Here is a 21,561-nt window from a genome sequence, read left to right as displayed (position 1 = left end):
ACACCCTCACCGGGCACGGTCAGCGTCTTGCCGTCGTCGGACACGGTGCCCGGGTTCGGACCGACCGGGAACACCACCGAGGACTCGTCCCAGCTGCCCGGGGTCCCATCGGCCAACCGGCCCGGGACGTCGTTGACCAGCGGGTCCACCGTCACGTTCACGTCCTGCGGCGTCGTGTCGGTGTTGGGCTCAGCCTGCGGACCAGGTCGGACCGTCACGACCAGGTCGGCGGTGTCGGTCGTGCCGTTGTCGTCGGTGATCCGGTACTCCACCGCCGGGGTCGTGCCGGTGTAGCCCGGCGCCGGGGTGAACGTGACCGTGCCATTCGCGTTGACCTGCCACGTGCCCTCGGGCGTGACCAGCGTCTTGCCACCGTTGGTCGCAGCAGAGCTGGTGAACACCGTCGCACCCGGAACCAGCGGCGCGGTCCTGCCTGCGGTGTCGTCGGCCACAGCCGGCAGCGTCACCGGCGTGTTGAACGGCGTGTTCGCCGAGTCGTCGTTCGCGACGGGCCGCTCCACGAACGCGGCGGTCGCCGTCGCCGGCGGGGAGGTGACGGGCGGCAGCCCGGTGCCCGCAGGGGGCGTACCGGTGGCCGTGGCGGTGTTGTTCTTGTCAGCGCCGTTCGCGACGTCCTGGGCCGTGACCGTGTAGGTCGCCGTGCACGTCGTGGACTCGCCAGCGGGGAGGGTGCCACCCAGGGCGACCGGAGCGCAGACCGGCGTGGACAGGCCAGGCATGGGGTCGTTGATCGCCAGGTCGCGCAGCGCCGTGTTGCCCGAGTTGGACACCGCGAACGAGTAGGTGAGCGTCTCGCCGGCCGTGCTGAACCGGGTGGGGTTCACGCTCTTGGCGAGACCGACGCGGGGCAGGACAGGCGTGTTGACGAACGTGCAGGTGATCGAGAGAGCACCGGTGGTCGGAGCGGTGAACGTCCCGCTGGAGCCGGAGCCCTCGGCGATGAGCTCGCCCGTCCGGCTGCGGCACTCCCACGAGCTGGTGTAGGCGCCCAGGTTGGTCGTCCCCCTGGCCTCCTCGGAGATCGTGTACGTGCGGCCGGGGAAGATGATGGCCGGCCCGGCCACCTCGGCCGGGGAGTTCTGCAGGCCCGTGTCGGTGCCCGCCGTCGTTCCCACGGGGAACTCCGTGGTGCCGTCTGCCGCGGGACGCGTGGCGGTCACGGCGAACTGGTCCGTCGTCGCGCGTCGTCCGGCGACGTTCTTCTTCACGGTCAGGCTGGCCGGCGCCTCGGCGCACGACGCGAGGTCGCTGCTGCTCACGCCGCCACCGAGGGTCAGGTTCGTGCCGGTCAGGTCGCCGGTGATGGGGTTGGCCTGGCGCACCTGGGTGGCCTGGCCGAGGTAGAGCATCCCGTCGCTGCCGAAGGCGATGCCGTTGACGGCCGCGTTGCCCAGGCCGTCGTCGCCGGCGAGGCGGGTCGCCGTGCCGTTGACCGGAGCCGGTCCGCCGAAGGAGTAGAGCGCGAACTCGCTGCTGGAGGAGGCGACGAAGTAGAGGTTGCCCGCGGGGTCGAACGTGATGTCACCGTTGGTGCCGTTCGAGGGCGGGTTGGGCACGTCGATGGCGGCGACGGCGCCGGACGACGCGGTGTTGGTCGCCGGGTCGTAGGAGTAGAGGACCAGGTCCCCGTTGGAGTACCCGCCGTAGTAGAACAGGCCGTCGGCGGGGTTGATCGCGCCCGCGATGTTGCCGTTCGCGCGCGCCGCGACGTCGGTGCGCTCCTCGGTGCCGGGGACGTACTTCACGATCCGTCCGGAGTCACGGTCGATGTTGATCACAGGCGACCCGCCGGCGCCGATGCCCAGCTGGTTCGGGTCGCCGGCGGTCCCCGTGGTGGGGTCGTACACGGTCGTGGTGCCGAGGCTGCCGTCCAGGCCCAGTCGCAGCACCCGCCCGTCCGCGGAGTCGGTGAGGTAGAGGGCGCCGACGCAGTCCAGGGCCGGTGCGGCGGCGGCGGGCGACGCGACGCCGACGGCAGCGACGACGCCGGTGGAGAGGACGACGGCCGCGGCGACGGCCGCGTGGCCGGCGCGGGAGATGCCCGCTGCAAGTTTGTGACGACGTGTGGACGTTCTTGGGTTCATGCGCATCTTTCGGTCGTGGCGGTCATCTGGATCGTGCGCTCCGGCGGCAACGCGCTCGCAAAGTTAAGGAACACGCTGGCCGAAGTCAGGCGAACGCAGAGAAGCAACACTTTGGTATCCGTGCTGCCCTCCAAAGACGGGGGCCGAGCACCCGCGCTTACGCGACTTCCGCGAACTTTTTTTCAGCCGCGGAAGCTGAGCCGGTTGTTCTCCGGGCGCGGGTCGTTGTTGCCGGGCGCACTGACGACGGCGTCGACGACGAACCCGTCGGGAGCGACGACGTCGAGGCCGAGCGGACCCCGCGCCGAGGAGACCTCGCACGACACCGCGCCGTCGGCCTCGCGGCACGTGGCGACGGCCCAGGACGGTCCTTCGTGCAACGTCCAGGAGGTGATGCCCTGGAAGCGGAGCACGACCTGCACCGACGCGAGGCCGCCGGTGCCGACCCGGACCTCGACGTGCCGGAAGTCCACCAGGTCCTCGGTCATCGGCGCCTCCAACCAGAGGTCCTTGTCCCGGAGGATCGCGGGTGCTGGCTCGGTCGGCTCCGGCGCCGACGTCTCAGGCGTCGGGCGGGAGGTCGGGGACGCGCTCGGCGTCTCGGTCGGGCTGGGCGTGGGGCGGGGTGTCGGCGTCGGGGTCGGCGTCGGGGGCGGCGTCACGGAGTCGGGCGTGGGGCTGCTCCCGTCGCTGCCGGGGTCCGCCTCGTCGCCGGGCGTCGGTCGGCGCGACGGCGTCGAGCCGGACGGCCGCGGAGGTCGTGGATCGCCCGTCTCGGCTCCGGTGGACGGCGCGTCCGTACCGGCGCCCGAGTCGCCGTCCGGGGCGGGACCGGTCGTCGCCGGCGCCCGGCCCTGGGACGCCGTGACGCCCGGCGTGTCGGCTTCGGGCACAGCCTGGACGGCGGCCGCGCCCAGAGCCAGCACGCTCACCGCCGCCACGGCGACAGCGGCGTGCCGCGGCCCGCGGCGCGGTCCCGAGGAGAGCTCCACGTCGGCGGGGTCCACCCCGGCTCCGCGCCACGCCGAGGCGACGTACGCCGCGCCCGCGGCACCCAGCACGCCGGGACCGAGGAGGAGTGCGGTCCCGCGGCCCATGCGGCGCAGCTCGGCCACGGCGGCGGTGCACTCGGGGCACTCCTCGAGGTGGTGCTCGACCGCGCTGCGGCGCCGTGCCCGAAGCGTGCCGCGGGCGTAGGCAGCCAGCGAGCCGCGGGTGGGCCGGCACGCGGGCCGCAGCTCGCCGAGGTGGGCGGTGAGGTACGCCTCGCGCAACCCGTCGCGCGCGCGGAACGCCAGTGCCGCGACGGCGTTGGCCTTGATCCCCAGGAGGCGCCCGATCGTGACGTGGTCGTCGTTCTCCACCACCGTGTGCCACAGCACGCTCTGCCAGCGCTCGGGCAGCGTGCTGAAGGCCCGGGCCACGAGGGCAGCCTCCTCGCGTGCCTCCACCGACACGCTCGCGGGCGGTGCCGCCTCCGGCGACTCGGGCTCGTCGTCCCAGACGTAACGACGGTCCGCGCGCACGTGATCGACGTGGACGTTGCGCACCGCGGTGAGGAGGTAGGGCCGGAATGCCTCCGTGGGCCCCTTGCCCTCGCGAAGGGCGCGCATCACCTTGCCGAACGCCTCGGACGCGACGTCCTCGGCGGTCACCGGGTCGGTCAGCATCCGGGCGAGCCTCAGCGCGGCGGGGTGGTGGCGCTCGAACAGCGCAGCCACCGCCGCCTGGTCCGCCTCGCGGGCTCGGACGATGAGGTCGACGTCGCTGACTTCCCCCGCGCGGTCGGCTTGCATCGTCATGGTGGTCACCAGTGTGCACCGCTTCGCCACTCGGCGGGCAACTACGAGCGGGTCGGCTCGGGCACGGGACGTGCACAAGTTAGCCACGTACCGTGATCAAGCGGCGCTGCGGGCGCGGGCCCGGGGCATTCATCAAGGGATGTCGCCGAACCCGCACATCCCCGGGTCAACTCGGCACGGGAAGTGCCCATTCACCGACATACCTTGGTGGAGCGACGCCGCGGCCCGGCCCGGGGCATTCATCAAGGGATGTCGCCGAACCCGCACATCCCCAGGTCAACTCGGCACGGGAAGTGCCCATTCACCGACATACCGTGATGAAGCAGCAGCGCGGGCCGGCGCGACCAGGCCTCAGAGGATCGCCGTCAGCGCTCCCCCGTCCGCCCGGACGGCCGCGCCGTTGGTGGCCGAGGCGAGCGGGCTGGCGAGGTACGCGGCGAGGTGGGCGATCTCCCTCGGCTCGATGAAGCGCTGCAGGAGCGAGGTCTGGTGGCCCGCCGCGATGGCGCCCTTCAGCTGGTCCGGGGACGTCCCCTGGGCGTGCGAGATCTCCGCGACGGTCTGCGCGACCCCGTCGGAGTACGTCGGTCCGCCGAGGATCGTGTTGACCGTGACGCCCGTGCCGCGGGTGAGCTTGGCCAGGCCGTTGCCCAGGGCGAGCATGCCGGCCTTGGTCGTCCCGTAGTGCGTCATGTCGCCGGGCACGTTCACGCCGGACTCGCTGCTGATGAAGATGATCCGGCCCCACCCGCGAGCCAGCATCTGCGGCAGGAGGTGGCGCGACAGGCGGACGCCGCTCATCAGGTTGACGTCGACGTAGCGCTTCCACTCGGCGTCGGAGACCTCGCCGAAGGGCTTCACCTCGAAGATGCCCACGTTGTTGACGAGGACGTCGACCTCGCCCAGCGAGGCCAGCAGCCGCCGCACCTCGTCGGGCTCGGCGAAGTCGGCCGCGATCCCGTCGACCTCCGCGCCGGCCCTCGTGCCCCGCAGCCTCTCGACGGCCGCCTCGACGCGGTCGGCGGTGCGCCCGTTGATGACGACGGCCGCGCCCTCCACCAGCAGCGTCTCGGCGATCGCGAAGCCGATGCCCTGCGTCGCCCCGCTCACGAAGGCCCGCTTGCCCGCCAGGTCCAGGTCCATGTTCTCGCCTCTCCGCACCAGCCGTTCGGCCGGTTTCAGTTGCTCAGGAAAGTCACAGTACGGCCAGTGACTTGCCTGGGCAACTCACCGCCTCGCTGCCAACCTGCGTACGCTGACCGGCATGCCGGACCCCGACCGACGCGCTGGCGCGACCCCCGACCCGAGCGCCGAGCTCACGGGCGAGGACCTGGAGACCTGGGCCGCGATGGCGACCGTGCTGGAGTGGCTGCCCGCCGCCCTCGACGGCCAGCTGCAGCGCGACTCCCAGCTCACGCACTTCGAGTACGGCATGCTGTACGCGCTGGCCCAGGCGCCGGACTGCACGCTGCGGATGAGCGTGCTGGCCGGCTACGCGAACAGCACCCTGTCGCGCCTGTCCCGCGCGGCGACCCGCATGGAGGCCAAGGGGTGGCTGCGTCGGGCGCCCGATCCCGCCGACGGCCGCTACACCCTGGCGACGTTGACCGACCTCGGGCAGGAGAAGGTGCGATCGGCGACCCCGGGCCACGTGGACGTCGTCCACCGGCTGGTGCTGGACCCGCTGACGCAGTCGCAGAAGCGCCAGCTCCACCAGATCAGCCGTCTGATCGCGCGGGCCATCCGGGACGAGGACTCGTGGCGCCCGCCTGCGGGAGATCAGACCTAACCACGGTCGCGCGGTGGGGATCGGCTCGGCCGGGCCGGGTACGGGACTCGTGGCGCCCGGGAGGGGCGCTGCCGCGACCAGCGGCCGAACGACGACAGGCGGAGGGCCGTTCAACGGCACGACGCACCTCACCACCCACACCGGCCGGCCCTGACTCCGCCCGGCTCATCTCGGCGCGCACGAAGCGGCCGGTGCCTTCTCGGACCTGAGGGAACCCCATGGCACCACGACGCACGACCCTGGTACTCGCACTCACGGGCGCGCTCCTCGCGCTCGGCACCGTTCCGGTCGAGGCACGACCCGACCCCGGCGACGACCCGCGCAGCCGGTTCACCGGCCCGCGCTTCCAGCCGCCGACCATCACGCCCTACGCCACCGAGCGGCCCATCCGCACGCCCGGCTGGGACAGCTCCGTGGCCGTCGAGGCACGCGTGCAGCAGATCCTCGAACGCATGACGAACGAGGAGAAGGCCGACCTCGCCACCGGGCAGATCAACAACAACTTCGGCTTCTACAACAACCCCATCGAACGCCTCGGCATCCCCGCCCAGACCATGGCCGACGGCCCGGTCGGCGTACGCGTCGCCAACCCGGCCGTGGACCGCGCCACCACGCAGCTCCCGTCCGGCACCGCGCTCGCCGCCACCTTCGACGAGGAGCTCGCCCTCGGCTACGGGCGCCTGCTCGGCGAGGAGACGTTCGCCACCGGGCACAACGTCCAGCTCGGCCCCACTCTCGACATCACCCGCACGCCCCTGTGGGGCCGCGCCTTCGAGGGGTTCGGGGAGGACCCGCTCGTGTCGGGGACCATGGGCAGCGCGGTGACCGACGGAATCCAGGAGCACCCGGTCATCGCCACGCTCAAGCACCCGTTCGCCTACAACCAGGAGACCGACCGGTTCGAGGTCGACGCCCGCGTCGACGAGCGGACCCTGCGCGAGATCTACGTGCGCCCCTTCGAGCAGGCCCAGGAGGAGGCTCGGCCCGGGGCGATGATGTGCTCCTTCAACCGGATCAACGGCACCAAGGCCTGCGAGAGCCCGCTGATGAACACCATCGTGAAGGAACAGCTCGGGTTCCGCGGGTTCATCATGAGCGACTACAACGCCACGCCCAGCACGGTGGGCGCGGCGAATGCCGGGCTCGACCAGGAACAGCCCGGCGACCAAGGACCCGGCTCGGCCAACTTCGGTGAGCGCCTCCTGGCGGCGGTGGCGGCCGGCACGGTCTCGCAGGAGCGTCTCGACGACATGGCGCGCCGCATCCTGCGTCCCATGGTGGGTCTGGGCCTCTTCGACGAGCTCCCCACGCCCGGCACCTTCGACCGCGACCGCAACAGCGACTTCGCGCGCCGGGTCGCGGCGCGGTCCATGGTGCTGCTCAAGAACGACGACCGCGTGCTGCCGCTGCGCCGCTCCGCGCGTCGCATCGCCGTCATCGGTCCCGACGCCGACAACATCTCGGCCCAGGGCGGCGGGTCCTCGCAGGTCTCCATCACGACGGCGGCGATCAGCCCGCTCGACGGCATCCGGGCACGCGCCGGGGCGGGGGCGCGGGTGACCTACTCGCCGGGCACCGACGGCATCTCCGAGGGCGACCTGCTCCCGGGACCGCACCCGGTGCCGTCGTCGGTGCTGACTCCCGCAGAGGGCGAGGGCGACGGGCTGTGGGCCGAGTACTGGTCCAACACGACGTTCGCCGGCGACGCCCACCTGCGGCAGGTGGACCCGAACGTGAACGTCAACTTCGGCTTCCAGAACTTCCCCGGCTTCAACGCCGCCTCGCCGAAGATTCCCACCTCCCGCGGCGACTTCGCCCTCACCGGCGACCTCTCCGCGCGCTGGTCGGGCACCCTCACCGCCCCCGCGGACGGCCGCTACACCCTGGGACTGACCGCCCGCGGCGACGCCACGCTGTGGGTGGACGGCGAGGTGTTCGTGCAGCACACCGGAGCGCTGTCGTCGCAGTCGCGCCAGATCTACCTCGAGGAGGGCGAGCAGGTCGACGTGCGGGTGGAGTACGCCGCCCCGGCCGAGTCGTCGTACCAGGGCGGACAGGTCCGGCTCTTCTGGCGCCACCCCGAGTCGGTGCTCGCTCCCGCGATGCGGGCCGCGGTCGACACCGCCCGGGCGGCGGACGTCGCGGTGGTCGTGGTGCGCAACTACGAGACCGAGGGTGTCGACCGCCCCGACCTCGCCCTGCCCAAGGAGCAGGAGCAGCTGATCCGGCAGGTCGCCGCAGCCAACCCGCGCACGGTGGTGTTCGTGGAGACGGGCGCTCCCAGCCGGGTGGCGCCCTGGATCGACCGGGTCGCCGGGGCGTTCCAGGCCTGGTACCCGGGGCAGGAGCAGGGCGCCGCGATCGCCGACGTCCTGTTCGGTGACGTCAACCCGTCCGGCCACCTACCGGTCACGATCCCCCGCAACGAGCGTCAGGTCCCGGAGATCACGCCCGGTGTCGCCCGGTTCAGCGAGGGCGTGTTCGTGGGGTACCGCGGCTTCCTCGCCGACCGGGTGCAGCCCAGCTATCCGTTCGGCTTCGGATTGTCCTACACCGAGTTCGAGTACGACCGGCTGGTGACGGACAGCGGCCGCAGCGACGGGTCCAACGCGTCCGTGCGGGTGCGGGTCACCAACGTCGGCGACCGGCGCGGCACCGACATCGTCCAGGCCTACGCCGGGACGCTGCCCACCGACGAGGTGGAGACCCCGCCTCGCCAGCTGGCCGGGTTCGAGCGGGTGACCCTGCGGCCCGGCCGGTCGCGCGTCGTCACGATCGACCTCGACCAGCGCTCGCTGTCGTACTTCGACGAGCAGCTGGACGGGTGGGTGACGCCGCGAGGCCAGGTGCCGATCCACGTCGGCGAGTCCTCGGCCGACACCTCGCTGTCAGGCACCATCCGCGTGCGGTGAGCCAGGCGCCGTGGGTCGGCGGGACCGTCGACCCACGGCGGCCTCGCCCACCCGCGGCGGCTACCAGCGCGCGTGCACCTGCGCGCGGATCCGACGGTCGTACAGCTCGGCCACACCCTCGAGGAACGAGGCCGGCAGCGCCGCGAGGGCACCGGCCGCGGCGTTCGACCGGGCCTGGTCGACGTTGCGCGCACCGGGGATGACGGTCGAGACGCCGGGCTGCTGGCACACCCAGGCGATGGCGGCCTGGGCGGGCGTCACGCCGTCGAGCCCGCTGGCGGACACCAGCGCGGAGAACTCCTGAGCCGCCTCCACCCCGGTCGCGTAGTCGACGCCGGAGAAGGTCTCGCCCACGTCGAAGGCGCTGCCGTCGCGGTTGTAGCTGCGGTGGTCGTCCTCGGCGAAGGAGGTGTCGAGGTCGTACTTGCCCGACAGCAGACCGGAGGCGAGCGGGACCCGGGCGATGATGCCCACGCCCGCCGCGGCGGCCGCCGGCAGCACCTCGTCGAGCGGCTTCATCCGGAACGCGTTGAGAATGATCTGCACGCTGGCGACGCGGGGGCGGGCGATCGCGCTGAGCGCCTGCGCGGCGGTCTCGACGCTGACGCCGTACGCCGCGATCACGCCCTCGTCGACCAGCCGGTCGAGCGCGTCGTACGTCGCGTCGGCGTCGATGACCTCGCTCGGCGGGCAGTGCAGCTGCACCAGGTCGATCCGGTCGGTGCCGAGGTTGCGGCGCGAGCGGTCCAGCCACTCGCGGAAGTTGGCCTCGACGTAGCTGGCCGGCACCTGCTCGGCGCGACGGCCCATCTTGGTCGCGACCGTGAGGCCGGCGTCGGGGTGCGCGGCGACGAAGCGGCCGACGAGCTGCTCGCTGCGGCCGTCGCCGTAGACGTCGGCCGTGTCGAAGAACGTGACGCCCGCCTCAGCCGAGGCCTCCAGGACCGCCAGCGCGTCCTCCTCGCTGACGTCACCCCAGTCCGCGCCGAGCTGCCAGGTGCCGAGACCGACGACCGAGACCTCGCGGCCGGTCCTGCCGAGGGTGCGCTGCTCCATCGAAGACATGTCGCTCAGTCTCACATCTCCGGCGGGGGACGCGCTGGTCAGGAGGCGGCGGTGCCCAGCGCGGCGGCCTCGCCGGCCAGGGCGGTCACGCGGTCCCAGTCGCCGGCGGCCAGCGCGTCGGCCGGCGTCAGCCACGAGCCGCCCACGCAGCCGACGTTGGGCAGCGCGAGGTACGACGCGGCCGTGGCGGCCGTGATCCCGCCGGTCGGGCAGAACCGCGCCGCCGGCAGCGGCGAGGCCAGCGACTTCAGGTACGCCGCGCCGCCGGACGCCTCGGCGGGGAAGAACTTCATCTCAGTGTGGCCCGCCTCGAGCACGGCCATCGCCTCGGAGACCGTGGCCGTTCCGGGCAGGAACGGCAGCCCGGAGTCGGCCATCGCCCCGAGCAGGGTGGGCGTGGCTCCCGGGGAGACCAGGAACTGCGCCCCGGCGTCGGCCGCCTGCTGCACCTGGCCCGGCGCGACCACCGTCCCGGCGCCGACGAGGATGTCGGGCACCTCGGCGGCGATCGCCGCGATCGCGTCGAGGGCGACCGGCGTGCGCAGCGTCAGCTCGATGACGGGCAGCCCGCCGGCCACGAGGGCCCGGGCCACCGGCACGGCGTGGGCGAGGTCGTCGATGACGACGACCGGCACGACGGGGACGAGCGAGAGCAGTGACTCAGACGGGCTGGACAACGGAGGCCTCCTGGGTGGCGGCGGGCAGGGGACGGATGACGCTGGCGCCGGTCTCGGCGGTGCCGACGATGGCGCGGAAGCCGGAGAAGAGCTCGCGCCCGGTGCCGGCCCACTCCGCGTCGGAGGGGGCGCGGCCGGTCGTCGGGCGGCCGTCGAGGTCGGCGTCGGAGAGGTCCACCTCGAGCAGCCCGCGCTCGGCGTCCAGGGTGACCAGGTCGCCGTCACGGACCCGCGCGAGCGGGCCTCCGAGCGCCGCCTCGGGCGTCACGTGGATGGCTGCCGGCACCTTGCCGGAGGCGCCCGACATGCGCCCGTCGGTGACGACCGCGACGCGCTGGCCGCGGTCCTGCAGGACCCCGAGGGCCGGCATCAGCTTGTGCAGCTCGGGCATGCCGTTGGCGGCCGGGCCCTGGTAGCGCACGACCGCGACGAGGTCGCGCCCGTCGAGGCGACCCTCGGCGAAGGCGGCGAGGAAGTCGGCCTGGTCGTCGAACACCATCGCCGGGGCGGTGACGACGCGGTGCTCGGGGCGCACGGCGGAGGTCTTGATCACCGCCCGGCCGAGCCGGCCGGCCAGCATCCGCAGGCCGCCGTCGGGCGCGAACGGGTCGTCGGCCGGTCGCAGCACCTCGGTGTCGAGCGAGGTCCGCGGTCCCTCCTCCCACACCACGGAGTCCCCGTCGAGCCGGGCCTCGCGCGTGTGGCGCCACAGGCCACGCCCCGACACGGTCTGCACGTCGTCGTGGAGGTAGCCGTGCTCGAGCAGGGTGTGCACCAGGAACGGCGTGCCGCCGGCAGCGACGAAGTGGTTGATGTCGGCCGAGCCGTTGGGGTAGATCCGCGTCAGCAGCGGGACCGCGGCGGACAGGTCCGAGAGGTCGTCCCAGGTGAGGGTGATGCCGGCCGCGGCCGCCATGGCGACGAGGTGCATCGTGTGGTTGGTCGACCCGCCGGTCGCCAGCAGGGCGACGCACGCGTTGACGATCGCCTTCCCGTCGACGAGGTGGCCCACCGGGGTCGGCTCCCCGCCCGCCGCGGTGATCGCGACCGCGCGCTCCCCGGCCGCGCGGTCGAGGGCCGCGCGCAGCGGCGTACCGGGGTTGACGAACGTCGCGTCGGGCAGGTGCAGCCCCATGACCTCCATCAGCATCTGGTTGCTGTTGGCGGTGCCGTAGAACGTGCACGTGCCCTTGGAGTGGTACGACGCCGCCTCGGCGTCGAGGAGCTCCTCACGGCCGACCTTGCCCTCGGCGTAGAGCTGGCGCACGCGCGCCTTCTCGCCGTTGGGCAGGCCCGAGGTCATCGGGCCGGCCGGGACGAAGATCGTCGGCAGGTGACCGAAGGACAGCGCCCCGATGAGCAGGCCGGGCACGATCTTGTCGCAGACGCCGAGCATCATCGCCGCGTCGAACATGTCGTGCGAGAGCGCGACCGCGGTCGACATCGCGATGAGGTCGCGGCTGAACAGCGACAGCTCCATCCCGGCCCGGCCCTGGGTGATGCCGTCGCACATCGCCGGGACGCCGCCGGCGAACTGCGCCAGCCCGCCGGCGCGCACGATGGCCTTCTTGAGCACCTCGGGCACGTCGCGGAACGGCTGGTGGGCCGAGAGCATGTCGTTGTACGACGACACGATGGCCACGTTGGGCTTGCGGTTCGCCCGCAGTCCCGCCTTCATCGGCTCGTCGGCCGCGGCGAAGCCGTGCGCGAGGTTCGCGCAGGCCAGCCGGCCGCGTGCGGGGCCCTCGCCGAGGGCGGCGTCGACGCGGGCGAGGTAGGCCGCGCGGGTCGCGGCGCTGCGCCGCGTGATGCGCTCGGTGACCTCGGCGACGACCGGGTTCGTGCTGGGGCGGCTCATTCTGTCTCCTGCCAGGATCGGCCGTCGCGCTCGAGGAGCGTGGCGGCGGCGACGGGTCCGTGGGTCCCCGCCGGGTAGCGGCGGGGTCGGTGCGTGGGCTGCGACCAGCGCTCGAGGATCGGCGCCACCCACGCCCAGGCGGCCTCGACCTCGTCGCGGCGCATGAACAAGGTGGTGTTGCCGCGCACGACGTCCATGAGCAGCCGCTCGTAGGCGTCGGGCGAGCGCGCCCCGAACGCGGTCGCATAGCTGAGGTCGAGCGAGACCGGGCGCAGCCGGATCCCGCCGGGACCGGGCTCCTTGGCCGTCATGTGCAGCCGCATCCCCTCGTCGGGCTGGACGCGGATGTGCAGCCGGTTGGCCTCGGTGCGCCCCTCGCTGTGCGGGAACATCGCGTGCGGCGGCTCCTTGAAGACCACGACGATCTCCGAGACGCGCTCGGGCAGCCGCTTGCCGGTGCGGAGGTAGAACGGCACGCCGGCCCATCGCCAGTTCTGCACCTCCGTCCGCAGTGCCACGAAGGTCTCGGTGCTGCTCGGGTGGCCCACCTCGTCGGCGTACGACTTCACGGCCTTGCCGGCGCAGAGGCCCGGGCCGTACTGACCGGCGACCGTGTCGCGGTCGACCAGCTCGGGGGTCATCGGCTGCAGCGCCTGGAGGACCTTGAGCTTCTCGTCGCGCACCGTCTCGCGGTCGACGTAGGTCGGCGGCTCCATGGCCACCAGGCACAGGAGCTGGAGCAGGTGGTTCTGCACCATGTCGCGCAGCGCGCCGGAGCGGTCGTAGTAGGAGCCGCGCTCCCCCACGCCGATCGACTCCGCGACGGTGATCTGCACGTGGTCGACCCAGCGGCTGTTCCACAGCGGCTCGAGGAAGGTGTTGGCGAACCGGGTGACGAGGAGGTTCTGGACGCTCTCCTTGCCGAGGTAGTGGTCGATGCGGAAGATGCTCGACTCGTCGAAGACGCGGCCGACGGCCTCGTTGACCGCACGCGCCGTCGCGAGGTCGGTGCCGAGCGGCTTCTCGAGCACCACTCGCGCATGCTCGGTCGCCAGCCCGACCTGGTCGAGCCGCTCGCAGATGGTCCCGAACAGCCCCGGCGCGACGGCGAGGTAGAACACCCGGGTCACGTCCTCGCTGGCGGCGCCGTCCTTGAGGCGGTCGTGCAGCCGGTGCCAGGCGGTGACGTCCTCGACGTCGAGGGTCACGTAGTGCAGGCGGGCGAGCAGCCGGTCGACGACGCGCTGGTCGAGGTCCGCCGGCAGCACGTGCTCGCGGAGGGCGTCGGCGACGAGGCTGCGGTAGCCGTCGTCGTCGATCGTCGCCCGGGAGACCCCGATCACGCGGAAGCCGTCGGGCAGCTGGCCGTCCCGGTCGCGGAGGTAGAGGGCGGGCAGCAGCTTGCGCAGCGCCAGGTCGCCGGTGCCGCCGAAGACGGTGAAGTCGCACGCGTCCACGGGCAGGACGGCAGGCTGGCCGTCGGTCGCGGCCGCGGTGTGGATGTCCATGCGCCGTACGGTACGGACAGTTCGGGACGGCGGCAACCGAACTTAGGACTTTCACGGACATATCTGCGGGTGCCAGAATGCAGAGCACCATGCCGACCGCCACCGCACCGCCGTCCGGCTCGCCCGCGACGGCGGGTGAGCTCCTGGCCCACATCCGCTCGGGCCGCGCGACCACCCGCGGGGCGCTCGGGCGGCTCACCGGGCTCTCCCGCACCGCCGTCAACGCCCGGCTGGCGGCGCTGGCGGACGCCGGGCTCGTGCTGGAGGGTGACGAGGAGTCCGCGACCGGCGGTCGTCCCGCCACCACCCTCGTCCTCAACGGCGACGCCGGCCTGGTGCTGGGCGTGGCCGTGGGCCGCAGCCGCTCGCAGCTGGCCGTGTGCGACCTGCGGGGCAACGAGCTGGCGGCGGTGAGCGTCGACCAGGAGACGGGCCAGGGCCCGGACGTGCTGATGCCCGTGGTCGTCGCCCACCTCGCCCGGATGCTCGGGGAGCTCGGTCGCACCGGCGACGACGTGCGGGGAGTCGCGATGTCGCTGGCCGGCACGGTCGACCCGGTCGCCGGCACGAGCGTCGACTCACCGGCACTCACCGGGTGGGACGGCGTCGCGCTGCGCCCGTACCTCGCCGAGGTGAGCGCCGCACCCCTCGTCCTCGACAGCGACATCAACGTGATGGCCCTGTCCCAGCTGCCCGTCTCCCGCACGGCGGACGCCGAGCCGTCCCTGCACGAGGACGACGACGCGCTCGTGCTGAAGGCCTCGACGGGGATCGGCGTGGGCCTGGTCGCTGGAGGCCGGCTGGTCCGCGGGCACCGCGACGCGGCCGGGCAGCTCGGCCACGTCAAGGTGCCCGCCGCCGCCGGCCTGGTGTGCCGGTGCGGCGAGACCGGCTGCCTGGAGACGGTCGCGAGCGGCTGGGCCCTGGTCGAGCGCCTGCGGGAGGCGGACGTCCAGGTCGACCACGTGCGCGACCTGGTCGCCCAGGCGGTGCGCGGCGACGGCCGGGCCCGCGCCGTCCTGCGCGAGTCCGGCCGGCACGTCGGCGAGGCGCTCGCCGCGACGGTCACCGTGCTCAACCCACGCGTCGTCGTGGTCGGCGGCGACATGGCGGGCGCCTTCGACACCTTCTCCGCGGGGCTGCGCGAGGCGCTCTTCGGCGCCACCACCGCGCTCGCGGGACGCGACCTCCAGGTGGTGCCGGCGACGTACGGCGACCGGGCCGGCCTGGTCGGGTGCATCCGGCTCGCGCTCGAGTCGGTGCTCTCCCCCGGCGCCGTCGACGCCGCCCTCGCCCGGCGCTGAGGTCCACCGGACGCGCGCTCGCGTGCGGCCCGTCAGCGGCGCAGGACCGCCAGCAGCGCCGCGACCGCCGGTGATGCGGTCATGCTGCGCCGGTGCAGCGCGACCACCGCGCGCGTGGGCACGGGGTCGACGGCCGGGACCGCGACCAGCTCGTCGCCGAGGGGCTGGCGGCCCAGCCGGGGCACCAGGGCGATCCCGAGCCGGGCTCGGACCAGCGCCAGGTGGGAGTCGAACTCCATCGACTGGTGGGCGATCCGGGGCACCTGACCCGTGCCGTCGTGCATCCGGTTGAGCCACTGACGGCAGATGGTGTTCTCCGGCGTGGCGATCCAGCCCTCGCCGAGCAGGTCGCGCGCGGTGACGACCTCGCGACCGGCGAGGCGGTGGTCTCGGTGCACGATCACGTCGGCGACGTCCTCGGCGACGTGGGTGGTGCTCAGGTGGTCGGGCACGGCGAGCGGCACGTCGCCCCACCGGTGGACGACGCCGACGTCGGCCTGACCCGAGGCCACCATGTCGACGGTGTCCCACGGATCGCACTCGTGGAGGCTGAGCGTCAGGCGGGGGTGTGCGTCGAGCAGCTCGCGCACCCGTGGCGCGACCAGGCCGCGCACCGCGGTCGAGAACGCCGTCATGCGCAGGTGGCCGGCGACCGCGCCGGCGTGCTGGTGGAGCCCCGCCTCGAGGTGCTCGAGCTCCGCCAGCAGCCGGCCACCCGCCTCGACCAGGTGGCGCCCGTGCGGGGACAGCACGACGCCGCGCCCGACCCGCTCCAGCAGCGGGACGCCGGTCTGCCGCTCCAGGCGCTTGACCTGCTGCGAGACGGCGCTCGGCGTGAAGCCCAGCGCGGCAGCGGCCGAGACGACGGACCCGTGAGCGGCCACGGCCCGCAGGGCCGCCAGGGCGGTCAGGTCGATCATGCAGCGACGCTACCGCGTTCGATGCAGACAACATCGCTGGTGCTGCACGGTCGTCGACCGCGAGGCTTGTCTGCGTGAGCCGCCGAGACAGCCTCCTCGCCGCCCTGGTTGCGTCGGTGTGGGGCTTCAACTTCGTCGTCATCGACTGGGGCATGGGCGACGTCCCGCCGCTGGTGTTCTGCACCGTGCGCTTCGTCGCCGTCGCGCTGCCGGCGGTGTTCCTCGTCCGTCGCCCGGACGTGCCGTGGGGGACCCTGGCCGCCGTCGGCGCCTTCATGTCGCTGGGGCAGTTCGGGTTCCTCTACGTCGCGATGGCCTCGGGGCTCCCGCCCGGCCTGGCCGCCCTGGTGCTGCAGGCACAGGTGGTGTTCACCATCGTCATCGCCGCCGGGGTGCTGCGCGAGAGGCCGACCCGCGCGCAGGTGGTCGGCGTCTCGCTGGGCGCCCTGGGGCTGCTCGTGGTCGCGCTCGGACGGGGAGGTCACGTCCCGCTGAGCGCGCTGCTGCTGTGCCTGCTGGGAGCGCTGTCGTGGGGAGTGGGCAACGTCGTGTCGCGGGCCGCGGCGGTGCCGGGGGGTCTCGGGCTGACCGTGTGGTCGGCGGTGGTCGTGCCGGTGCCGATGCTGGCGCTGTCGCTCGTCGTCGACGGGCCTGCGGCGGTGGCCGGCGGCCTGGCGGCGTTCGGGTGGCAGGCAGCCGTCTCGACGCTCTACACCGCAGGCATGGCGTCCCTCGTGGGGTACGGCGTGTTCAACACGCTGCTGTCGCGCAACCCGTCCGCCGCCGTCGTCCCGTGGGTCCTGCTGGCCCCGGTCGTCGCGATGGTGTCGGCCTGGCTGCTGCTCGAGCAGGCGCCGAACGCAGCCGAGGCCGGCGGCGGACTGGTGCTGGTGGCCGGCGTGCTGGTCGCCCTGCGCCGTCCGCGCGGGCGGCGGACGAGACCGGCCGCCAGCTCGGAGGTCCGGCCGGTGGTGTCGGCGAGCCGCTAGGACCGCAGAGCCGCCCTAGCGACGCACCCTGTCCTCGTCCCGCGAGGCGCCGCTGGACCGCGTACCCCCTTCCCAGACGGGGCCGGCGAGCAGCCAGATCCCGACGACGAGCCACGCGCGCCCCGCCCACCACACGAGCGGATCCCGATGGGCAGGCTCGGCGAACACGAAGGCCAGACCCAGCAGGGCCGCTGAGGCGACGACCGCGGCCAGGACGACGCGGTTCCACTCGCGCCAGAGCGCCGCGACGCGCTCGGGCGACCCCTTCGGATGCTTGACCGGCGCAGGACCGCCCGCGAACCGATGAGCGAACCGGACGTCGGCCCAGCGCACGATCGACGGCCCGAAGGCGACGCTGACGCCGAGGTAGATCCCGGCCAGCCCGTGGATGGCGTCGGGCTCCGCGCCTCGGTGGAGGTCGACGGCGGCAGCGACCAGGAGAACGACGTCCAGGAGCGGTATGCCGGCGAGCACGACCGCCCCGGCGAGGCGCAGCCGCGCGAGGTAGCGCAGCACCAGACCCGCTCCGAGGAGGATCCAGAGCCCGACCTCGCACAGGACGATCACGGCGGCCACGGGGTTGTCCGCGAAGAAGGAGAACATCAGATACCCTTGTTAGTACGATTGTGTCGCCAAGATGCTAGCACGCTCGTGCTACCATGGCGGCGTGCCGCGACTGATCGACCATGACGAGCGTCGGCAGCACCTGGCCCTCGCGGTGTGGCGGGTCATCGCACGCGAAGGCGTCGGCGCCGTGTCGGTGCGCACCGTCGCAGCGGAGGCCGGGGTCTCGGCGGGCTCCCTCCGCCACGTCCTGCCGACGAAGAGCGAGCTGCTGGCTGCGGCGATGCGACTGACCATCGACAGGGCTACGGCGCGGTTCATCGGCGCGGCACAGGGCGTCGCGACAGTCGAGCGAGCCGTCGAGTGGTTGAGCGAGCTGCTGCCCCTCGACGAAGAGCGGCGGGTCGAGATGGAGATCCAGCTCGCACTCACAGCGGAATCGGCGGCTCATCCAGGTCTGCGGGGCATCAGGGACGAGGGCACTGCCGGGTTGCGCGAGGCCTGCAGGTCGGTGTTGGTCGACGGCGCCCACGAGGGCGTGTTTCCCGACTTCGCTGACCTGGAACGAGAGACGACCCGCCTGCACGTCCTGCTGGACGGCCTCGCGTTCCACCTCGTCGGCGGCAGCACGGTGACCACCCCTGAGGTGGCGATCGACCTGCTCAGGTCCCACCTCGAGCAGCTGCGCGACAGCAGGGCTGCGCGGTCCTCGGGCGGGACGTCGCCGCACTGAGTGTGTCCGCGCCGACCGGCGCGGACTCCGAACCTCATCAGTTCCGGGCACCACCGGCGCTCGCCGCGCCCCTCCGCATCGACCGCGGGGCGGACGCTCGTGCGACCGAGGTCGCATCCCCTTGCGACGGGAGCGTCGCGACCTCGAGCCTCTCGGCGTACAGACCGGAACGCCGAGTCTTGGCATGGTGGGGACGACGCTTGGGAGGCCCGGCTCGCCCTCCGGCGCGACAACGGAAGGAGACCGGACGTGTCGTCCCTCGACCCTGCTCCCTGCGCCCGCGCGGACGCGTTGCAGGCCGACGCGTTCGCACTGCTCGCCGAACCGAGGGTGCGGGACGCACTGCAGGAGATCGGTGAGCCCGTCCTGCTGGGCAGTGTGGTGTCCAACCTGATGGTGCGTCGCGAGATCGACATCGCCTTCGTGGTCGGACCGGCTTTCGAGCGAGCCGACGCGATCGAGGTCGCAGGCGAGCTGTGGTCGCTGCCGGGTGCTTGTGGGATCACGTTCCAGGACGAGGTCGCCCGTCCGGGCGACTCCGGTGCACGCGACGACCGTTTCCACGTCGACCTCCACCTCAGGCGGCCGCAGGGGGTCTGGCGCCTCGACCTGTCCCTGTTCCTGCACGACGACCACCGCAACGTCGCTCGACATCACGAGCGCCTTCGCGACTGCTTGTCGGTCGAGCAGCGGCTCCGGATCCTCGAGCTCAAGCAGGAGTGGGCCGGCCTTCCGGACGCACCCAGCAGCGTCAACGCCTACGACGAGGTCGTCGGCACCCGGTGGCGCGCCGACGAGTAGGCGCGACGCCGTCAGACCCGTGCACCCCCAACGACTCCGGACGGTACTTCGACGTGCGACCCGCCATCATCTTCCTCACAGCCGACGTCGTCAGCCTGTTCGGGAACGCCATTGCTGCAATCGCCTTCCCGTGGCTCGTCTTCACCGTGACCGGGAGTGCGGGGCAGGCAGGGGTGGTCGCCACCTCGGCCGCCGTGCCAGCTCTCCTCGCGACCATCGTCGGCGGACACGTGATCGACCGCTTGGGCAGACGTCGGATCGCGGTCGGTGCCGACGTCCTGAGCGCCGTCTCGCTGGCGGCGCTGCCCATCGTCGATGCCGCCGTCGGGCTCGATCTGGCATGGCTGGTCGCCCTGGCCGTCCTTGGTGCCGTCGTCGACGGACCAGGCGTGACCGCCCGTGACACCATGCTCCACGACGTGGCCACCGCGTCCGGGTGGTCCCTGGAGCGATTCGCCGGCGCCCGCGAAGCCATCGCCGGGACGGCCATCCTGGTCGGCCCCGGCCTCGCCGGCGTGCTCCTGGCCACGATGACGACCAGCACAGTGCTATGGGTGAGCGCGGCGGCCAGTCTCCTCGCGGCCGTCCTCACGGCGCTCACGCCCAGCGCTCCTCCCCGGGACGACGCCCGCACGGACACCAGCGTGGCCGACGATGCGACCGGCCTCCTGCAGTCGGTCCCCGAGGGGATCCGCGCACTGTGGCGTGACCGAGTGGTCTGGACGCTGACACTCCTCGGCGCCGGCACGGCGGCCGTCATCGGGCCGATCCAGTCGCTGGTGCTCCCCGGGATCTTCACCGCCTGGGACTCACCGGCGTCACTCGGAGTGGCGACCAGCGCGTTGGCGGCCGGATCGGTCCTCGGCGCGCTGACCTTCGCCGGCCTGCGCGCCAGGCTGTCGCGCCGGGCTTTCGTCGTCGCCGGCCTGACCGTCACCACGGGTGGCTTCGCCGTCCTCGCGACGCTGGCAGGATCCGCGGTCGTCATCGCAGCGATGGCGACAGTCGGGTTCGGGACCGGCCTGACAGCGCCGTTGCTGCCGGTCCTCATGGCTGAGCGCATCCCCGACGAGTTCCGCGGCCGGGTCTTCGCCTGGCAGAACGCAGCCGCCCTTGCCGCCCTGCCCGTGGGACTGCTGATCACCGGAGCCGTCGCAGACACCACCAGCCTGGGAACCGCTGCAATCGCGCTCGCCTGCTCCTGGGCGGTCGTAGCCCTCGTCGGCCTCCGCCTCTGCATCGAGCAGAGCCTGGACGCACCAGCGTCAGCCTCGCGAACAGACTCCGCCGTCTCGCCCGGCACGTCCACGGACCCGCAGCCCGAGGAGGACGTGCGTCCCTCTCGCTGAGGTAGACGCACCGCGCACCCACTTCGGTGGGCGTACGCGGCGGGGCGCCGTGTGTGCGTACGTCGGCGGCGTGCCGTCTACCGCGCAGGGACGGGCGCCGGGACCATCCCGAACAGGTCACGCGGGTCGTCCGGCTCAGCGACGAGATCGATGTCCTCCTCGAACGGAGTCCCCCACACAGCTCGTGACACGTACCGCAGGGCGGTGAAGTCCTCGACCGCGAAACCCACCGAGTCGAAGACCACGACCTCGTGCGGTCGTGCGCGGGCGACGCCGCGGCGATCGAGCAGGGTCCACAGCTCCGTGACCGGGAAGTCCGACGCGAGGTTCTGGATCTCGCCCTCGATGCGGGTCTGCGGCTCGAACTCGACGACCACCCTGGCACGCTGCACGGTGCGGGGGTCGAGCTCGGTCTTGCCGGGGCAGTCGCCACCGATGGCGTTGATGAGCACGCCGGGCCCCACCGCCGCGTCGTCGAGGACGACCGCGTTGGCCTTGTCGGCGGTGCAGGTGGTGATGATGTCGGCGTCGCACACCGCTTCCGCGGCGGACGAGCACACGTTCACCTGGAAGCCGAGCGGCGCGAGGTTGCGCGCGAACTTCTCGCTGGCCAGCCGGTCCACGTCGAAGACACGGACGACGTCGATGCCGGTGACCGAGCGGAGCGCCAACGCCTGGAACTCCGACTGCGATCCGGCGCCGATGAACGCCGCGCGGCTCGCGCCGGGCGGCGCGAGGTGGCGAGCGGCCAGTCCTGAGACAGCGGCGGTGCGCAGGGCGGTCAGCAGCGTCATCTCGGAGACGAAGACCGGGTATCCGCTGGCGACATCGGCGAGGACGCCGAACGCGGTGACAGTCTGCAGTCCGCGCGTCGGGTTGCCGGGGTGCCCGTTGACGTACTTGAAGGCGTAGTGCTCGGGGTCGTGGACCGGCATCAGTTCGATGACTCCGAGCGGGGAGTGAGCGGCGAGCCTGGGCGACTTGGCGAACTCCGGCCAGCGGAGGAAGTCGTCCTCGAGGTCGTCGACGAGGGCAGCGATGATGCGCTCGGGTCCTTGCTCGCCGATCCATCGGGCCATGTTGCGGACACTGACGAAACGCATGTCGAGTCACCTTCTATGGGTGTGCGGTGCGGAGACGGGCCGGGGCATCCGAGACGGTCTCGGTGTGTCGTGGACACACCGA

The 21,561-nt window shown here is 72.8% G+C and carries 17 protein-coding genes; 7 read left to right on the top strand and 10 right to left on the bottom strand.

Annotation, left to right across the window (positions count from 1 at the left end):
- From J3P41_RS08325 to J3P41_RS08315, 3 genes are all read right to left on the bottom strand, one after another.
- Positions 1 to 2,105: Ig-like domain-containing protein (locus J3P41_RS08325; RefSeq protein WP_210649865.1), on the bottom strand; the 2,105-nt coding region annotated here is incomplete at its 3' end.
- Positions 2,106 to 2,287: 182 nt separating this feature from the next.
- A complete protein-coding gene (locus J3P41_RS08320; RefSeq protein ID WP_210649864.1) occupies positions 2,288 to 3,907 on the bottom strand; it encodes a sigma-70 family RNA polymerase sigma factor in 1,620 nt (539 codons plus the stop codon).
- A 351-nt stretch (positions 3,908 to 4,258) separates the two neighbouring features.
- Positions 4,259 to 5,050 (bottom strand): SDR family NAD(P)-dependent oxidoreductase, encoded by a 792-nt coding sequence (locus J3P41_RS08315; protein ID WP_210649863.1) that lies wholly within the window; start codon positions 5,048 to 5,050, stop codon positions 4,259 to 4,261.
- Positions 5,051 to 5,171: 121 nt separating this feature from the next.
- Between J3P41_RS08315 and J3P41_RS08310 the strand changes: the two genes are divergently transcribed.
- Both J3P41_RS08310 and J3P41_RS08305 read left to right on the top strand, forming a co-directional pair.
- Positions 5,172 to 5,696, top strand: a complete 525-nt coding sequence (locus tag J3P41_RS08310) for a MarR family winged helix-turn-helix transcriptional regulator (protein ID WP_210649862.1) — start codon at positions 5,172 to 5,174, stop codon at positions 5,694 to 5,696.
- Positions 5,697 to 5,914: 218 nt separating this feature from the next.
- Positions 5,915 to 8,608: a glycoside hydrolase family 3 protein gene (locus J3P41_RS08305; RefSeq protein WP_210649861.1), complete on the top strand. Its 2,694-nt coding sequence runs from the start codon at positions 5,915 to 5,917 to the stop codon at positions 8,606 to 8,608.
- 60 nt (positions 8,609 to 8,668) lie between these two features.
- On the opposite strand, the gene J3P41_RS08300 is transcribed toward J3P41_RS08305, so the two are convergent.
- The 4 genes from J3P41_RS08300 to zwf are packed head-to-tail and all read right to left on the bottom strand — an operon-like array spanning position 8,669 to position 13,716.
- Positions 8,669 to 9,673 (bottom strand): aldo/keto reductase, encoded by a 1,005-nt coding sequence (locus J3P41_RS08300; RefSeq protein ID WP_246861912.1) that lies wholly within the window; start codon positions 9,671 to 9,673, stop codon positions 8,669 to 8,671.
- Between the two features lie 38 nt (positions 9,674 to 9,711).
- On the bottom strand, positions 9,712 to 10,350 hold the full coding sequence (eda, locus tag J3P41_RS08295) for a bifunctional 4-hydroxy-2-oxoglutarate aldolase/2-dehydro-3-deoxy-phosphogluconate aldolase (protein WP_246861911.1): 639 nt from the start codon (positions 10,348 to 10,350) through the stop codon (positions 9,712 to 9,714).
- Positions 10,334 to 12,208, bottom strand: a complete 1,875-nt coding sequence (edd, locus tag J3P41_RS08290; protein ID WP_210649860.1) for a phosphogluconate dehydratase — start codon at positions 12,206 to 12,208, stop codon at positions 10,334 to 10,336. Before edd ends, eda begins: the two co-directional genes overlap by 17 nt.
- On the bottom strand, positions 12,205 to 13,716 hold the full coding sequence (gene zwf, locus J3P41_RS08285) for a glucose-6-phosphate dehydrogenase (RefSeq protein WP_210649859.1): 1,512 nt from the start codon (positions 13,714 to 13,716) through the stop codon (positions 12,205 to 12,207). The genes edd and zwf overlap by 4 nt, the downstream gene beginning before the upstream one ends.
- A gap of 89 nt (positions 13,717 to 13,805) precedes the next feature.
- Here zwf and J3P41_RS08280 point away from each other — a divergent pair, with 89 nt between their 5' ends.
- The gene (locus J3P41_RS08280) at positions 13,806 to 15,020 is read left to right on the top strand and encodes an ROK family transcriptional regulator (protein WP_210649858.1); all 1,215 of its coding nucleotides are present in this window, start codon (positions 13,806 to 13,808) and stop codon (positions 15,018 to 15,020) included.
- Between the two features lie 32 nt (positions 15,021 to 15,052).
- Here J3P41_RS08280 and J3P41_RS08275 read toward each other — a convergent pair whose 3' ends face one another.
- On the bottom strand, positions 15,053 to 15,940 hold the full coding sequence (locus tag J3P41_RS08275) for a LysR family transcriptional regulator (RefSeq protein WP_210649857.1): 888 nt from the start codon (positions 15,938 to 15,940) through the stop codon (positions 15,053 to 15,055).
- A 74-nt stretch (positions 15,941 to 16,014) separates the two neighbouring features.
- Here J3P41_RS08275 and J3P41_RS08270 point away from each other — a divergent pair, with 74 nt between their 5' ends.
- Positions 16,015 to 16,929 (top strand): EamA family transporter, encoded by a 915-nt coding sequence (locus J3P41_RS08270; RefSeq protein WP_210649856.1) that lies wholly within the window; start codon positions 16,015 to 16,017, stop codon positions 16,927 to 16,929.
- Between the two features lie 15 nt (positions 16,930 to 16,944).
- Here J3P41_RS08270 and J3P41_RS08265 read toward each other — a convergent pair whose 3' ends face one another.
- A complete protein-coding gene (locus J3P41_RS08265; RefSeq protein WP_210649855.1) occupies positions 16,945 to 17,532 on the bottom strand; it encodes a hypothetical protein in 588 nt (195 codons plus the stop codon).
- A gap of 64 nt (positions 17,533 to 17,596) precedes the next feature.
- On the opposite strand from J3P41_RS08265, the gene J3P41_RS08260 reads away from it, so the two are divergent.
- From J3P41_RS08260 to J3P41_RS08250, 3 genes are all read left to right on the top strand, one after another.
- Positions 17,597 to 18,226: a TetR/AcrR family transcriptional regulator gene (locus J3P41_RS08260; protein WP_210649854.1), complete on the top strand. Its 630-nt coding sequence runs from the start codon at positions 17,597 to 17,599 to the stop codon at positions 18,224 to 18,226.
- Positions 18,227 to 18,475: 249 nt separating this feature from the next.
- On the top strand, positions 18,476 to 19,027 hold the full coding sequence (locus J3P41_RS19255) for a hypothetical protein (protein ID WP_210649853.1): 552 nt from the start codon (positions 18,476 to 18,478) through the stop codon (positions 19,025 to 19,027).
- 53 nt (positions 19,028 to 19,080) lie between these two features.
- A complete protein-coding gene (locus J3P41_RS08250; RefSeq protein WP_210649852.1) occupies positions 19,081 to 20,376 on the top strand; it encodes an MFS transporter in 1,296 nt (431 codons plus the stop codon).
- A 77-nt stretch (positions 20,377 to 20,453) separates the two neighbouring features.
- Here J3P41_RS08250 and J3P41_RS08245 read toward each other — a convergent pair whose 3' ends face one another.
- Positions 20,454 to 21,479, bottom strand: coding sequence for an ornithine cyclodeaminase (locus J3P41_RS08245; protein ID WP_210649851.1), 1,026 nt, complete (start codon positions 21,477 to 21,479; stop codon positions 20,454 to 20,456).
- Positions 21,480 to 21,561 lie beyond the last annotated feature (82 nt).

The organism is Nocardioides sp. SYSU D00065 (assembly GCF_017916425.1).
Lineage (GTDB): Bacteria > Actinomycetota > Actinomycetes > Propionibacteriales > Nocardioidaceae > Nocardioides.
The sequence above is the reverse complement of the archived record's forward strand: the minus strand, read 5'-3'. Positions and strand labels throughout refer to the sequence as shown.

Bases quoted from the DNA above. Each gene is read 5' to 3' on its own strand.
- J3P41_RS08315 (WP_210649863.1), bottom strand. From the start codon at position 5,050: ATGGACCTGGACCTGGCGGGCAAGCGGGCCTTCGTGAGCGGGGCGACG.
- J3P41_RS08275 (WP_210649857.1), bottom strand. From the start codon at position 15,940: ATGATCGACCTGACCGCCCTGGCGGCCCTGCGGGCCGTGGCCGCTCAC.
- J3P41_RS08265 (WP_210649855.1), bottom strand. From the start codon at position 17,532: ATGTTCTCCTTCTTCGCGGACAACCCCGTGGCCGCCGTGATCGTCCTG.
- edd (WP_210649860.1), bottom strand. From the start codon at position 12,208: ATGAGCCGCCCCAGCACGAACCCGGTCGTCGCCGAGGTCACCGAGCGC.
- zwf (WP_210649859.1), bottom strand. From the start codon at position 13,716: ATGGACATCCACACCGCGGCCGCGACCGACGGCCAGCCTGCCGTCCTG.
- J3P41_RS08305 (WP_210649861.1), top strand. From the start codon at position 5,915: ATGGCACCACGACGCACGACCCTGGTACTCGCACTCACGGGCGCGCTC.
- J3P41_RS08320 (WP_210649864.1), bottom strand. From the start codon at position 3,907: ATGACGATGCAAGCCGACCGCGCGGGGGAAGTCAGCGACGTCGACCTC.
- J3P41_RS08245 (WP_210649851.1), bottom strand. From the start codon at position 21,479: ATGCGTTTCGTCAGTGTCCGCAACATGGCCCGATGGATCGGCGAGCAA.
- J3P41_RS08300 (WP_246861912.1), bottom strand. From the start codon at position 9,673: ATGTCTTCGATGGAGCAGCGCACCCTCGGCAGGACCGGCCGCGAGGTC.
- J3P41_RS08310 (WP_210649862.1), top strand. From the start codon at position 5,172: ATGCCGGACCCCGACCGACGCGCTGGCGCGACCCCCGACCCGAGCGCC.
- J3P41_RS08280 (WP_210649858.1), top strand. From the start codon at position 13,806: ATGCCGACCGCCACCGCACCGCCGTCCGGCTCGCCCGCGACGGCGGGT.